This window comes from Sphingobacterium sp. JUb20 (assembly GCF_004342035.1).
Classification (GTDB): Bacteria; Bacteroidota; Bacteroidia; order Sphingobacteriales; family Sphingobacteriaceae; genus Sphingobacterium; species Sphingobacterium anhuiense.
This window is the reverse complement of the sequence record NZ_SLYV01000007.1, coordinates 1-16,016: the sequence shown is the minus strand read 5'-3', so window position 1 is coordinate 16,016 and position 16,016 is coordinate 1. Positions and strand designations below refer to the sequence as shown.

The 16,016-nt window shown below is 35.8% G+C and carries 12 protein-coding genes and 1 tRNA gene; 5 read left to right on the top strand and 8 right to left on the bottom strand.

The features are described from left to right. Positions 1–5: 5 nt before the first annotated feature. Positions 6–85 (top strand) — tRNA-Leu (locus tag EDF66_RS12835). Between the two features lie 121 nt (positions 86–206). Here the strand turns inward: EDF66_RS12835 and EDF66_RS12830 are convergent. The 3 genes from EDF66_RS12830 to EDF66_RS12820 form a co-directional block, all read right to left on the bottom strand. Next, positions 207–635, bottom strand: coding sequence for a c-type cytochrome (locus EDF66_RS12830; RefSeq protein WP_132843084.1), 429 nt, complete (start codon positions 633–635; stop codon positions 207–209). A 206-nt stretch (positions 636–841) separates the two neighbouring features. Further along, positions 842–3,028: a glutamine synthetase III gene (locus tag EDF66_RS12825; protein WP_132843082.1), complete on the bottom strand. Its 2,187-nt coding sequence runs from the start codon at positions 3,026–3,028 to the stop codon at positions 842–844. 186 nt (positions 3,029–3,214) lie between these two features. Continuing rightward, on the bottom strand, positions 3,215–6,013 hold the full coding sequence (locus EDF66_RS12820) for a prolyl oligopeptidase family serine peptidase (protein ID WP_132843080.1): 2,799 nt from the start codon (positions 6,011–6,013) through the stop codon (positions 3,215–3,217). A 140-nt stretch (positions 6,014–6,153) separates the two neighbouring features. On the opposite strand from EDF66_RS12820, the gene EDF66_RS12815 reads away from it, so the two are divergent. Beyond that, positions 6,154–6,888 carry an SIMPL domain-containing protein gene (locus EDF66_RS12815; protein WP_132843079.1) on the top strand — a complete coding sequence of 245 codons (735 nt, stop codon included), beginning with the start codon at positions 6,154–6,156 and terminating at the stop codon, positions 6,886–6,888. Between the two features lie 213 nt (positions 6,889–7,101). After that, a complete protein-coding gene (locus tag EDF66_RS12810; RefSeq protein ID WP_132843077.1) occupies positions 7,102–7,608 on the top strand; it encodes an ecotin family protein in 507 nt (168 codons plus the stop codon). 83 nt (positions 7,609–7,691) lie between these two features. Here the strand turns inward: EDF66_RS12810 and EDF66_RS12805 are convergent, their stop codons facing one another. The 5 genes from EDF66_RS12805 to EDF66_RS12785 all read right to left on the bottom strand — a co-directional run bounded on the left by EDF66_RS12805 (position 7,692) and on the right by EDF66_RS12785 (position 12,132). Further along, positions 7,692–8,525: a hypothetical protein gene (locus tag EDF66_RS12805; protein ID WP_132843075.1), complete on the bottom strand. Its 834-nt coding sequence runs from the start codon at positions 8,523–8,525 to the stop codon at positions 7,692–7,694. Next, positions 8,522–8,905 carry a GntR family transcriptional regulator gene (locus tag EDF66_RS12800; protein ID WP_132843073.1) on the bottom strand — a complete coding sequence of 128 codons (384 nt, stop codon included), beginning with the start codon at positions 8,903–8,905 and terminating at the stop codon, positions 8,522–8,524. Before EDF66_RS12800 ends, EDF66_RS12805 begins: the two co-directional genes overlap by 4 nt. Position 8,906: 1 nt before the next feature. Continuing rightward, a complete protein-coding gene (locus EDF66_RS12795) occupies positions 8,907–9,644 on the bottom strand; it encodes a hypothetical protein (RefSeq protein WP_132843072.1) in 738 nt (245 codons plus the stop codon). Positions 9,645–9,705: 61 nt separating this feature from the next. Further along, the gene (locus EDF66_RS12790; RefSeq protein WP_031289419.1) at positions 9,706–10,557 is read right to left on the bottom strand and encodes an ATP-binding cassette domain-containing protein; all 852 of its coding nucleotides are present in this window, start codon (positions 10,555–10,557) and stop codon (positions 9,706–9,708) included. A 390-nt stretch (positions 10,558–10,947) separates the two neighbouring features. Then, positions 10,948–12,132 carry a thiolase family protein gene (locus EDF66_RS12785; RefSeq protein ID WP_132843070.1) on the bottom strand — a complete coding sequence of 395 codons (1,185 nt, stop codon included), beginning with the start codon at positions 12,130–12,132 and terminating at the stop codon, positions 10,948–10,950. A 368-nt stretch (positions 12,133–12,500) separates the two neighbouring features. On the opposite strand from EDF66_RS12785, the gene EDF66_RS12780 reads away from it, so the two are divergent. Together EDF66_RS12780 and EDF66_RS12775 are read left to right on the top strand one after the other, a co-directional pair. Beyond that, positions 12,501–13,688, top strand: a complete 1,188-nt coding sequence (locus EDF66_RS12780; RefSeq protein WP_132843068.1) for an acyl-CoA dehydrogenase family protein — start codon at positions 12,501–12,503, stop codon at positions 13,686–13,688. Between the two features lie 49 nt (positions 13,689–13,737). Further along, a complete protein-coding gene (locus tag EDF66_RS12775; protein WP_132843066.1) occupies positions 13,738–15,867 on the top strand; it encodes a 3-hydroxyacyl-CoA dehydrogenase NAD-binding domain-containing protein in 2,130 nt (709 codons plus the stop codon). The last annotated feature ends 149 nt before the right edge of the window (positions 15,868–16,016 follow it).

The following is a 16,016-nucleotide window of genomic DNA, read 5'->3' as shown; positions in this document are numbered from 1 at the left end:
GGACCGCCCGGATGGCGGAATTGGTAGACGCGCTAGTCTCAAACACTAGTGGGAAACCGTGCCGGTTCGATCCCGGCTCCGGGTACCGAAAAAGGGTCTGAAGTTAATTCTTCAGACCCTTTTTATTTTTTAAGCCCTTGTGATAAACGGAAGAGCTACAAAAGTTATAAAATTGAAAAAGGAAGTGTACACTTCCTTTTTCAATTTTATAAACTCGCAATTTTCATCTCTGGATGCTTCTGTCCATTATGACAGGTTTTACATGAAATAGCTTTGATCTCCCCTTCTTTACTTCCTTTATGGAAATATTTTTTATTGATCTTGGCAGTCATTTTCATCATATCACGCGCTATATTTTTATGGTTATTCTCATCGCTTGCAAAATCCATTTTTTTAGGATCATCTTTCGAAGGAGCATGACAAAACCCGCATTTCACACCCAAAGAAGCATTGAAATCATGCATTACCTCTTTCAATTGCTCCGGAGTTGTATTTTTAGGGAGTACTTTAAGATTGCTAAACTTTTCTTCCTTTGGTTTTTCCTGACTCGGAATAAAAGCACTTAAAGTCATCGCAGTTGCAATCACTGCAGTAACTAAGGATATTTTCCTGTATTTAAAATTAAACTTCTTCATTTTTCTTCTTCTTCTTTTAATAACTAAATGTAAAAAAAGAACAACGAATAACCTATGATAAAATGAAATTAATATGACAATACAGTAGATTGTTACAATTTAAGCTTTCTTCTCTAGCCCGATTAGATGTAAAAAGAAAGCGCTCGATAAAATATCGAGCGCTTTCATGATGTACCAACTTGAAGGGATACCTATTTTACCTATTCTTAGCTAATGAATAACAGTTCGCGAAGTTTTGGTAATGGCCATTTTTGATCATCAACAATTTTCTCCAATTTGTTGACATGGTAACGAATCTCATCAAAATAAGGTTTAACAACCTCATCATAAGCGATTGATTTTTCGCGCATATCTTCAATTTGATTTGCTTTTTTACGCTCTTTACGCATAGCTTCTGTTTTCTCAAGAACAGTATTAACATGTGATGAAATACGCTCTAAGAAGTTAAACTGAGAACTATATGCTTCTTTTCCAAATCCAAGATCTTTCAAGCCTTGGACATTCTTGATCAATTCGTTTTGATAGATCAAACATGCAGGAGCAATCTGATTATTTACGATATCTTCAATAACACGTGCCTCAATTTGAAGTTTTTTGTAGAAGTTCTCCAACAAAATTTCATGACGGGCTTCACTTTCACGTTTTGTATAGATGCCTAATCTCTCAAATAATTCGATAGACTCCTCTTTTACATAAACATCTAAAGCTTTAGGCGTAGATTTGATATTAGACAAGCCTCTAGCTTCTGCTTCTTTCTCCCACTCATCGCTGTAGCCATTACCTTCAAAACGGATTGATTTAGAATCTTTGATATATTTACGAACAACATTCAATAGAGCTAAATCTTTCTTGATGCCTTTTTTAATTTGTTTATCAACTTCGATCTTAAATTCAATCAACTGATTAGCAACAATTACATTTAACACAGTCATTGGTAAAGCAGAGTTTGCAGAAGAACCTACAGCTCTAAATTCAAACTTATTACCTGTAAAAGCAAATGGAGAAGTACGGTTACGATCAGTATTATCCAATCTCAATTCAGGAACTTTCGGAATACCGTGCCATAAGTTCGCTTCAGATTTCACCTTTTTAGCAACACGTGCCGATTCAACTTCCTCTAAAAGATCATCTAACTGAGAACCTAAGAAAATTGAAATAATAGCAGGAGGAGCCTCATTTGCACCTAAACGGTGATCGTTACTTGCACTGGCAATCGATGCGCGTAATAAATCCGCATGCTCATAAACAGCCTTAATGGTATTAACAAAAAATGTCAAGAACATGAGGTTATTTTTAGGAGTCTTACCAGGAGACAATAAGTTGACACCTGTATTGGTAATTAATGACCAGTTATTATGTTTACCAGAACCGTTGACACCGCTGTAAGGTTTCTCATGTAATAATACTTTGAAATGGTGACGCATTGCCACTTGGTCCATTAAATTCTGTAACAATTGGTTATGATCAATTGCTAAGTTTATTTCCTCGTACATAGGCGCACACTCAAATTGAGAAGGAGCAACCTCGTTGTGACGAGTTTTTAATGGAATACCTAATTTCAAAGCTTCATTTTCCAAGTCGACCATGTACGCTAAAACACGTTCTGGAATCGCTCCGAAATAATGATCATCCAATTGTTGCCCTTTTGCGGACATATGACCGAATAAAGTACGTCCTGTTAATTGTAAATCTGGACGTGCATTATATAAAGAAAGATCAACTAAAAAATACTCTTGCTCAATACCCAAAGAAGCATTTACTTTAGTAATTTGTTTATCAAAGTATTGTGCCACCTCAGTAGAAGCTTTGTCAATAGCACTAACAGCTTTTAACAGAGGTGCTTTATAATCTAATGCCTCTCCTGTATACGAAACAAAAACTGTTGGGATACACAATGTTTTACCTGAACCTGTTTCATAAAGGAAAGCTGGTGATGAAGTATCCCAAGCTGTGTAACCACGTGCTTCGAATGTATTACGGATACCCCCATTCGGAAAACTTGATGCATCAGGCTCTTGCTGTACCAAGGCATCAGCTGTAAACTTCTCAATAGCTTCGCCGTTATCATCCGGCTCGAAGAAAGCATCATGCTTTTCAGCAGTAGATCCTGTCAAGGGTTGGAACCAGTGCGTATAATGCGTAGCACCATTAGATAGTGACCAACTCTTCATCGCCTGTGAAATATGTTCCGCTAAATCACGAGAAATAGCACTCCCATCTTCGATTGCCTGTGCTAACTCCTTGTAAGAGTTTTTAGGAAGATAATCTTTCATCTTCGCAATTGAAAAAACATTCTTACCGTAAATATCGGTAGCTTTTTTAGTTTCTACTTTTAAAGAAGCATTTTTGCGAGATACAGCTGCTTCGACAGATTTAAATCTTAAGTTAGACATTATGTGATTGAGATTTTAAGTTTTTTATACCCTGTTTTTGATCTTTCCATCAAATTACTTTGTAAAAGTATGTTGTTTTCAATAAAAATTGAAATTTTTTTTATTTTTTTTATAAAAAAGCCAAAACAATTATAATTAGGTGTAAAAAAAAGAGCTTATTTGTAACAAATAAGCTCTTTTTAAAAACTATTCCACCGAAAAACCCCAGTCGATTCCTTTTTCTTTTGCTGAAACTCCAGATTTTAACCATTTAGGTGCTGGTGCTCCTTTTAAATAATGATCAAAAAACTGCTGCTCTCGTATTTGAATATCTTTTCTATTCTGTCTGAGCAACAAATTATGTTCGTCACCATTGTAATTAAGCATCCAGACAGGTTTTTGCAAACGTCTTAATGCCGTAAACATTTCGATACCTTGATACCATGGCACCGCTCCATCATTATCGTTAGCCATGATCACTACCGGAGTTGTTACTTTATTCAGATGGAACAAAGGTGAATTAGCTAAATAAGCATCCTGTCCCTCCCATAGAGTCTTACCGATTCTACTTTGTGTATTTTCATACTGAAACTGTCTTGACATACCTGTCTGCCAACGAATACCTCCATAAGCTGAAGTCATATTTACAACCGGTGCCCCTGCCCACGCAGCCGCATACATATTGGTAGCTGTTATTAAATGCGCTACTTGGTAGCCTCCCCAGCTTTGTCCCTGGATACCCATTTTAGATGAATCTACCCAATTATTCTGCGCCAGATGCTTCATTCCTGAATTAATATATTCTTCCGCAGATTTACCAGGCTCACCTGTGACATACGAAATATCCGGTGCAAAAACCAAATAACCATTGCTCACAAAATAAGGTATGTTCAAACGAGACGGTGTGGGCGCCGGTGCTTGGTAACTATATAGTCCATCTGATAATTTTTCATAGAAATAAGCAATAATTGGATATTTCTTATTCGGATCAAAATCTTCCGGTTTGTACAGAATACCTTCTGCAGCATGACCAGCAGGTGTAGTCCACTGTACCAATTCCGCGGTTCCCCAATTGTAATTCGCTTGCTGCAGATTCAACTCACTCAATTTTTCTTCCTTTTTAAACGTATTGATGTTTACATATAAATCAGGACTATTGACATAATCTTCTTTTGAATAAATCAGATATTTCTGATCTTCGGAAGCTTGTAAATTTCTAAAAACCTTTGGTGCCATCAATATCTCTTTCGGATCTTTGCGCTTACCTCTCAATTCATAAAAACCATTCTCTTTGGTCTTTTCATTAAAAGCAGTTAGCAAAATACGTTGACGCTCATCAAGTGTATTAGATTTCCACTTGCTATTTCGCGGATGTGTTAAGTTCTTATAACGCAATACGGTACTGGATACTCTTCCATATCCATTTGTGGCTAAATATTTATCCGATCCATCTAAAGCGAAATACCAGATATCATATTTATCATAAACATATACTCCTTTATTGTCGGCTCCCCAAGCGGCCATACCGTAGCCTTCTGGTTTTGCCGGCATATCATTATCCTCATCGACAAAGGATACAGGAAGACCATCATTTAATATCGACACTTTTTTAGAGGCAATTTGATACGAATACCAATTGCCATTGTCCTGATTAAAATACAGCACATACTGACCATCTGGAGACAAAACAGCTTGTCCTGATAAATTTTCAACTACCAACTGACGAGTACCAGAAACGGTAGAGATGACATATACATCCTGTTTGCTCCGATAATCCCACTGCGTAGATACTCTACGCCCATAATCAGTGGTTGCCAAAACATATTCTTGGTCGGCTTCAATAGTTGTACGTACTGGATTAAATTTCTCATCAACTAGAGGAATCACACGATTATTCTGTTGCGGATAAAATATACTCAGATAGCTTTGAGCAAGATCTTTTTTAAGATTGACTAATTGCTGTGGCTGTAAGTAATCATCCTGCCAATGCCAAACGTCTACTTTCGCATGCTCAAAATCCACTAATGTCGTATCCTTAACTCTAGGTATAGGTGCCAATCCTAAAAATAATTTCTGTCCATTTTTACTGAATTTTAACTCTCCATCTCCACTTACAGCCCAATTTGCAGGTACTCCTGAAGTATTTTTTTGAACAGCAATGCGTGCTGAATCAAGCTGTGCAGTATAATAATAAAGATTAAACTCTTTTAATAAAGATTTTTCAGCAGTTTTATCTCCTAAATAGACCAATTGATTGCCAAGATCGTCAAAAGTGAAGTTTTTATACGTTCCGCGGCCATTTGTAATCTTTTTTAATGTTTTATTGGTTAAATCATATAAATAAACACCGGCAATATTTGATGTAGAATCTTTCGCTTCAGTTTTTTTGGTAAAAACCAGCTTGTTTCCCGCTTTATTAAAGTCATATTGATCTACCTGCTGAAAATTAACCGTATCACCTGTAGCTAGATCATATACATGCAATGTGCTGATTTTAGTTGCTTTTTTAGTCTTTGACGTCGCGGTGTCTGTAGGAGCTATCCCTTTATCATCCGTTAAGAATCCAAAGTAACCATTAGCTTCCTCAGCCAATTTATAGGATTTAACTTCTGCATACTTTAAAAGCTTTCCAGTTGCTACCGTAAAAATAGCAAGGGAGTCTTTCGGCATTTCTTCCGGTTTCTTTTTCTTAATTTTCGCTTGGCGTGTATCGGCAAACTTAGGCTTTATCAATGAAATGACATGCGTTTCATTATTGGTCAAACGGGCATTATATCCCCTTGGTAATTCAAGTATGGATTTGTTTAAATTATCCTTGACATATAAGGCTCCATCTCCCTCCTGTGGCAGTACTTGAAATGTGATGTATTTTCCACTACCACTTATTTCACTAGCATTCAAACTTTGCCATCCATCATAAACCGTATGGTTAAGCGGTTGCTTTTGAGCGAATAAAACGGCTCCATGCATTGCTAACAACCCTATAAGAATGATTTTTTTATTCATTATTTATTACTTATATCAACAAATTGATTCAAAAACTGCAAATTATCTATTTAAATTCAAAAATAACAGTTTTTTTTGGTATCATGATTGCTACATAGTAAGTCGATAAAACGTTAAATAACCTGATTAGAATAATGATTATGAAATACAATCCAATTATAATTGCACTTATTGCAGGTATTGTTATTATTGCAAGTGCATGCCTTTTTAGCAATGCATACCGTTACAAATTCAAATCTTCACAAACGATTACCGTTAATGGAAATGCTAAAAAAGATTTTGAATCTGATTTAGTAAAATGGAATGCCAGTTACAGTCGTAAAAATTTCGATTTAAAAGGCGCATCAGATCAATTAGCTGAGGATCGTGAGCTGGTTCGCAATTTCTTGATCGCACAGGGTCTAAAAGCTGAAGAGATAAGATTTGAAGCTGTTAATATTAATAAAGAATTTGAATACCACACAGATGGTAAAGGCAGTAGCTATAATACTTTTTCTGGATATACCTTATCGCAAACTGTTGGAGTGGAATCAAAAGATCTTAACAAAGTCGATAATGCATCTCGCGAAATATCAACGTTAATATCTCAAGGGCTTGAATTAAGTTCGAGCACACCGAATTACTATTATTCTAAATTGGAAGATTTAAAATTAGAACTCATTTCTCAGGCTTCTAAAAATGCACACCAACGTGCACAGAATATTGCTACCGAATCTTCCTCCACTTTAGGTCAATTGGTAAAAGCTGATTTGGGCGTTTTTCAGATAACTGGTCAAAATGATAACGAAGAATTTTCTTATGGTGGTGCATTCAATACAACATCTCGAAAAAAGACTGCAAACATTACTGTAAAAGCGAGCTATTTACCATTATAAAGTATAAAATGATATTTTTAAAGCCTTTTAGTCTTAAAATCAAGAGAAAAATTCACAAGAAAAACACGACACAATAAATTGTCTATCAAGAAAATAGCATAATTTAGAACGACTTCCAAAACTTTTCATGATAAAAAAAATCGTCAACAGATTAAACTTATCGTCTACAGATCACTCTAACCTGATAATAATACACATGTAAAAATAATATATATGAAAAAGTTAATGTTAAAAACAGGTATGATCGTTGCTACTTTATTAATTTCGATATCCGCTATGGCACAGACATTACTTAAACAAGACGTAAATGTATTTCCAGCACCAGAAAAAGGAATGGTAAAATATGTAATTGAAGTCCCTCACGCAGGAATCGATGGTGATAATAATAAAAAGATTGAGTTTTTTGCTGGCAAATATATGGAGACCGACGCGTGTAACAGTTACTTCTTATCCGGTGATTTTGAGAAAAAAGATCTGCAGGGATGGGGATATAATTACTATGTTTTCAAAACAAATGGAAATGTAGCTTCGACTCAAATGCTTTGCCAGGGTGAAAAAAAGAACAGCTTTGTACAGGCGAAATCTGTTATAACCGATTACAATGGAAGAATGCCAATCGTTATTTACGCACCAGAGGGCTATGAAGTAAAATTCAAAATTTACAAAGCTGAGCCTGAAACTTACCAAGCCGCTGAGGTTCCTCTAAAAAAAACGAAATAGTTAAACGCAATATAAAAATTAATAAAACGCTCTTCAATTAAATTTGAAGAGCGTTTTTTGTTAAGGATCTAAAATCTTAAATTTTATTTTAAAATCTTCCTTAATAAAGAAACTGGAAAATCTGTTTTGGTTTCTTCAGACAACTCTCCTTGGGCATTTTCTACTTGAAAATCATTTAAATCAATTGATGTGTGTCCAACTGTTTTTAGATTCAGAAGCTTCAATTTCAAATCAGGGTTATCTCCTTTAAAATTTACTTTAGAATCCTTCGCTTGAATAAAAACATGTTCATAATCTTGTTTTGCAAAATTCACATCACTGCTATCCAAATCCAATGTCAGCTGATTAAGTTTAAAAGACTCCTGACGATCGCCACTAATATGGGAGCTTTTTAATCGTAATGACAAATCATTAACAACCACATCTGAATTGAACGTAAAATCTTCAACCTTATCTCCTACGATCTCCAGTTGATCATATTGACCTGAAAAACTATTCACATGAATTGCTGAAAATTCAATCTGCTTGATATCGGGAGTAAATATATATATCCGTTTATAGTAGGATTTTGCATTATCCTTCAGCTCAATATTCAATTGACCGTTTCCATCAACATCAATTGAAATTTCACCTTCACTATTTTTATCCACTTTCACAGCATATTTATCACTTTTCACAATAAAAAGTCCTATGGATCCTTTATCATTTCCGATAATATTCAAATTTGTAAAACTTTTAGTTTTATATGTTTTCAAATAAGTATCCTTACTATCTGGTTCACTACCTTCCTTACGAAGCATCTCCTCATACACTTTTGTATCAACCCGATTATTTCCTACAATATAAGAAGTGGTGACTATAGGAATAATAAATAATGCTATCCCCAAGCCTATCAATATTTTACTACTCAGTTTCATAATTCGTTATTTTTAAAATTTTGTTCGATAAAAGATTGATACCGTTGCTTTAGTTCATCTAAACTAATTTCCAAAAGATAGATATTTCTAAAAAAAGGATTAAGATCCTCTTCCAAAAAGACAGCTTTGCGATATTCCTTTACATTTCCTACTGACGTATCAGTCACAAAAAATCCAACTCCTCGTTTATTGACAACAATTTCTTTTTGTTGCAACAAATCATAGGTACGCATCACGGTATTTGGATTCACTTCCAATTGTACAGCAAGTTCACGGACCGAAGGTAGCTTATCCTCCACTTTCCAAGTCCCCAATAGAATATGATCGCATACGTATGCTGCTATCTGAAGATAAATGGCTTTGTTAGCATTAAAATCCATACTAAACCTCCTTTTCTTTTAATCTCAAGAATGCTAATCCCCAAAAAATTAATGTTAAAAATATACCAATTGCTAGAGCAAGTTGAAGTCCATGAACCTTATCATCGAAATAATTACCATTATCAAGGCCAATTGTATTATCTGTTCGTAATTTCATGACATAGATAAATGTGATTATCCATATGGCTACATATATAATCATGGTTATAGCTGTTTTAATATATTGATAATTCTTATAGGCGATAGAACCTAATAAAAATAGGGCATTCAATATGAAGGGTAAAAAATAGAAATAGGGCAAGAATTCAGATTTTTCCAGCTTGAAGAAATACATCCAATTATCAATCACTACTTTTCCTCCTTGTTCGGTTTCAAAAGTTGTAATAGAAGATCCTATACTTCTTAAATAGGATACGAAAGCAAGATCAACTAAAAGGAATAATAAGAAATAGGCACACAAGCTTACAATAATAGTATAAAAAATAGAAGTTAAAAATTTCTCTAAGGAAGAAGCTGGAGTCATCAACTCAAAAATCGCCTTTGTTTTTTGACCTAAATCAGAAAAATAACTGCTTGATACAACTGTGATAAAAAATAATCCCAAAATAAAAAATAACGGTATTCTAAAATTAAGAACATCTTGGCCTATATTAGAGCTTGTCTTTATATCTTCAAAATTTTTAAAGATTGCAACCCCATAAAAAGCTATAAAAACTCCAGCAATAATAATTAGTGACATCAAATAAATGCGTCCGACAGAAATCCACTGCCGGCGAATCAATGCACACAAGCGATTAACATTAAATACGTTCGACATCTTCAGTAACATTTAAAAGGTTTGTAATCAATTCTTTTTTCTGTAAAACAGCATTAAACAACAGTTCCAGATCTAATTTAGAGTCTTCGCCCATCGTATTCAACTGTATGGTATTAAAACCTCCTAACGCAGGTTCTGAATATAGCACATCATCGTTCAACTCACGTACTTTTTTAAAGCTGATATGATCCGTAATACGATTAACATTAGCATTTAATACCACCCGATGTTCATCCAATAGAATAACCGCATCGATCAGGTTGTCGAGATCACGTACTTGATGTGTCGAGATAATAACACAGCGGTCGTCGGCAATAGCAGAGGCCATAATTTTACGAAACTGCACTTTAGAAGGAATATCTAGACCATTAGTAGGTTCATCCATAATCATGATTTTGGTATTGGAAGCCAAACCAAATGATATGATATATTTCTTCTTTTGCCCATAACTCATATCTGCAAGCTTCTGTTCGATCGGAATTTCAAACTCTCTGATCAGTTCTTGAAAATATGCATGATCAAACTTTGGATAAAAAACGGCATTCGCTTTTACAAAAGTTGCGGATTTCACTGCTGGTAAGTGAAATTCCTCAGGAATAAAACTGATTTCCTGAAGCAGAGCAGGTTCGCGTTTACAAGGATCATGCTGTAACACTTCAATCGTACCACTTACAGGATAGACCAAACCGGCCATATTCTTCAGTAACGTCGACTTGCCGGCACCATTTTTCCCCAAAAGACCATAAATATGCCCTTCCTGTAAATGAAGATCCATATTTTTAAATAATGGTCGCGATTTGCTGTAGCTGAAATTTAGGTTTTTAATAGTTATCATACTACTGTATTATTTAATTAATACACTAATATAGAAAGGAAAAATAAGAATGCAAATTATTTTGTACTTTTTATTAAAGAAATAAAAGAAAACGCAAACAATTTTAAATATAATATCAGAAATAAGAAGCCTACCCTTTTGATTTCTAACATTATATTGAAAAGATTAGCGATCGTTATAAGAAGTAATTATGCCGAACAAATTAGGTGCAAACAAAAGACCGTTTCTCTATATAAGAAAAACGGTCTTTTACCTTCGATGGAGAAGTTTGTGTTAAAGACAGAAACCTTTCATGTAAATGAGTACTGTCACTTAACAATATTCTCTAAACTCAGTTGTATAACCTTCTGCCCATATGTATGTATGATAATATATCTAACCTGATCGCTACTATACATTACATCTTTTAATAATCATTGCAGAAGCACCACCGCCACCATTGCAAATTGCTGCTAACCCATACTGTCCTCTCTCCTGCTCCAGCACACTTGTTAAGGTTACTAAAATTCTGGCACCCGAACACCCCAGAGGGTGACCTAAAGATACTGCCCCCCCATAAACATTCATCCTTTCCAATGAAATATCCAACAAACGGGCATTTACTAATGCTACAACAGAAAAAGCTTCATTAAATTCAAAAAAGTCAATATCAGACAATTCTAGATCTGCTTTTGCTAATACTTTTTTCACGGCGAGACTAGGCGTCGTTGTAAACCATTCCGGTTCCTGTTCCGCATCAGCATATGCTATGATTTCAGCTAAAGGTTCTAAACCCAATGCTTCCATTTTCTCACCGGACATCAGTAATAATGCCGCAGCTCCATCACTTAAAGTAGAAGCATTTGCTGCAGTAATCGTTCCGTCTTTTTGAAAAGCTGGTTTCAAAGTATAAATTTTCTCAAAATTGACCTGCGTAAATTCTTCATCTTGCTTGACAACAACTTCTCCTTTTCGGGTAGAAACTGCTATCGGAGCCACTTCCTTATCAAATTTCCCCTGTTGCCAAGCATCACGGCTTCTGGTATAGGACGATACCGCATAAGCATCCTGCTCCTCCCGGTTAATGTCATATTTAATCGCACATAATTCTCCAAAAACACCCATTGCGTCTTGCGAATAAGCGTCACTCAGTCCATCTTTCTGTACTCCATCTACTAAACTTTGATGACCATACTTCGCTCCCCAACGTACTGTAGGTGCATAATAAGGCACACGGCTCATACTTTCCATACCGCCAACAAGTACGACATGAGCATCACCTAGTAAAATAGCCTGTGCACCTAGTGCTACCGCTTTCATTCCACTTGCACAAACCTTATTAATAGTGGTCGCAGGAATATCATCAGGTAAACTTGCATATTTTAAAACTTGGCGAGCGGGAGCTTGTCCCAAATCGGCTTGCAGAACACATCCCATCAATAATTCATCCACTTCGCTTCCATCAATAGCAACTTGTTTCAAAACTGCATTAACAGCCTGAGCACCTAATTCTGTCGCGCTAAAAGTGGATAATCCTCCTCCAAAGCTTCCTATTGCGGTACGTTGCGCCGCGACAATAAATACTTTCTTAGTCATCGTTTATTATTTTGGTTATCTATGCTACTACCTTGCTTAATCAAAACGTCAGATCCGGTTTCCCCCGAACTACGAATCCCAATTGACATACAAAGAAAACAAACAGTAGAGCGTTATCATAAAGTTATATTTAAAGGTACAAAAAAATAGTAAACAGTAAATGAATCGGTTAAACAGAAATCTTTAATAAGCTTATAAATGAGCCTAAAACACTTAAATCAAGCGAACACTCTCCCATAAAAATAAGTTATCATAAAAATTAACTTTCAAATAAATGGAAACGTCAGCTTTTTAATTTAAATTAGCTTCAACTTATTTGGATCACCAAATCCAAAAGAGAAAATATAACCAATAAAACTTGATAGCATATGCAAGCAACACAATTGACAGTTGAGCACCACGTATTTCGCGAAAGTTTAAAAGCATTTATCCGTAAAGAGATCCTGCCTCATATTGATCAGTGGGAAGAAGAAGGTAAAATAGATCGTGCCATTTGGAAAAAAATGGGCGACATGGGCTTTATAGGTCTTAATTATCCAGAAGTTTATGGTGGGCTCGACCTTGATTTTTATTATTCCATGATTCTGTGCGAAGAGCTCTCTCAGTGCTTTTCGGGAGGATTTACGATAACAGCATTAGTCATTCAATATATGTCAGCGCCATACTTACTCAAGTATGCCTCTGAAGAATTAAAAGAAAAATATTTAAAAGGTGTTATTGCTGGAGATTTGGTCAGTGCAGTAGCTATTACGGAACCAGGTGCCGGATCTGATGTACAAAAAATCCAAACAACTGCTATCCGGGAAGGTGATCATTATATTGTTAACGGTTCGAAAACTTTTATCACCAATGGTTACTATGGCGATTTTTTTATTACTGCTGTTAAAACCGATCCGACCAAAGGTAGCAAAGGTATCAGTTTGCTCTTGATCGACCGTCATGCTTTAGGAGTAACAGCAACCAAAATCAATAAAATGGGCTGGCATGCTTCTGATACAGCAGAATTAGGTTTTGATCAGGTAAAAGTCCCCATTTCACATTTAATAGGTGAAGAAGGTGCGGGTTTTAGTTACCTGATGGACGGACTACAACTGGAACGCCTGACCGCAGCAATCCAAAGCATTGCTACAGCAGATTCTGCCTTACAGTATACCCTAGAATATATTAACAAACGTGAAGTATTTAAGCATAAACTGCAAGATTTCCAAGTAGTGAGACATCGAGTCGCACAAATGGTTGCAGATATCGCTACAACAAAAGCATTTATATATGCTTGTTGCGATTTGCAACAACTTGGAAAATATGCAGTTAAAGAATGTTCGATTGCGAAATTACAGGCGAGTGAGCTTGCGGTCCGTATTGTAAGCCAATGTTTTCAACTTTTTGGTGGTTATGCCTTTACAGAAGATTTCAAAATAGCCCGTATCTACCGTGATATAAGAGTCGGTACCATTATCGGGGGAACATCTGAAATCATGTTGGAAATTATTGCTAAAATGACAATTGATAAAGTCAATTATCAATCCAAATCCGATAAAACAATTTCTTCAAATTAATTAAACTCTATACTGCAACTCCCCATAAGGGAATATAACACCTAAAAAAATGCAGAAAATTAATCCTACATATTTTACTTATTTCTTAAGTGAAAGAGATGAACAGGGAGTCGTATTGATTAGCCCCTTAATTTCTACAGAAACTATCCATGGAAATGACTTAGAGCGATTAGAAGAATTTGTGACCATCATCCGTGATCAGATTGATCTCACTGAAGTAAAAGGAATAATATTCAAAAATCCACTTATAGGCCAAGCTATTAACTATGATATTTTACTTCAACAAGCATCAGATGAAAATTCATTTAAGCTACGTTTGAAATCACTCCTTTCAAATTTTAATGAGCTTAACCAACAAAAGAAACCCATTGTCGGTCTAATGGACAGTGATTGTCTGAGTTTACAGCTTTCGACACAACTATGGGCACACTGCCGGATTGCCCTTGAGCAGATAAAAATAGGATTTCCAGAAGTCAACTATGGATTATTTCCAGGGTTTGGTGCCACCATACAAATAACAGAGATACTTGATGCACAAGATGCTCTTCCATTGGTGCTACAGGCTAAAATAATCACAGCACAAAAAGCTAAAGAAATAGGTTTAATCGATCTCATTTCTTCAAATATAGATCATGCAATCTTTCAAGCCAAAACATGGATCTTAGAACATGTGCATGAACAGGCTCGGAAACCAACTCCACCATGGGATGGAGCACAATGGGATAATCTTACCGTACCCATCAAAAAACGTAACCTAGGAATTAAGCCAAACATAGACAACTGTATGGCAGTTATTTATCAAAAACACAATCTTCCAAAACAAGAAGCACTCCGTATTGAAATAGCGTATTTTATCCAGACCCTGCGCGATCCTATTACCTGCAGTATCATCCGGACTCAGTACTTCGGTATAAATGAAGCTACAAAAGCTACAGGTCCATTAGCCAATAGCTCATATGAATTAAAAAGGATGGCAATATTAGGAGCTGGTATGATGGGGTCTGGAATTGCATTCGAAGCTGCTCGCTCAGGAATTGATGTTATCTTGAAAGATGTGACTTTACAACAAGCAGAGCAAGGAAAAAAATATGCAGAAAAAGTATCAGCAAAATGGGTGGAACTGGGAAAAATGAATGAAGAAAAAAGACAGGCTCTCCTCTCCCGAATCTCCCCTACAGATCAGACAAAAGATTTTGGAGAAGTTGATCTCATTATCGAAGCTGTGTTTGAAGACAAAAATCTTAAGGCGGCTGTCAGTAATGAAACACTTCCTTTCCTAAATAATAATGGTTTTTTTGCTTCCAATACCACATCATTACCCATCAGTGAATTGGCTTTAGTAAGTCCGAAACCAGAAAACTTTATTGGAATGCATTTTTTTTCACCTGTAGATCGAATGGCTTTAGTAGAAATCATACGCGGGAAACAGACAAGTGAACAAACCCTGTCTAAAGCTCTAAAAGTAGTCCGTCAACTGGGAAAGATTCCAATTGTTGTTCATGATGGCCCTGCATTCTTTACTTCCCGTATTTTTTTCAACTACCTACTGGAAGCAGTGACGATGCTGTTGGAAGGTATTCCTGCATCTCTCATTGATGAACAGGCAATAAATGCTGGGTTTGCTGTTGGTCCTTTGGCAGTTCTTGATGAAATTTCGCTATCGCTTATGCTGCATGTATACGACCAGCTACCCCATCTACATCCAAGCCAGAGGCGATGTTATGATTACTTAAAAAAACTTGTGGATAGTGGACGAAATGGACGAAAATCCAATCGAGGTTTTTATGACTATGAAATTGCATCTGGAAAAAAAACAATTTGGCAAGATTCGAATTTACCGACCTTAACTACATTGCCCGAAACCATCAACATTCAGGATCGATTATTACATGTTATGGCATTGGATAGTTACCGATGCTTAATAGAAGGGATACTCGACAGGCCGATCGATGGCGATATCGGCGCTACCTTAGGGATTGGCTATCCCATTCATACTGGCGGTGTCTTTGGTCATATAGACCAAGTTGGACTCCAAAAATTTGTAAAAGACTGTCAGCGTTTTGAGCGACTAGGTGAACAATGGATGATTCCAACCTCATTACATCAGCTCGCCGCAGAAAATTTCACCTTTTATTTAGGCCTTCAATCCAACTGGCCTATCCAAAAACAAAATTTATAAATTCAAAAAAGGTTTTCATAAAGGTTTTAAAAAAACCTTTATGAAAACCTTCTTTAACTAACTAACTAACTAACTAACTAACTAACTAACTAACTAACTAACTAACTAACTAACTAACTAACTAACTAACTAACTAACTAACTAACTAA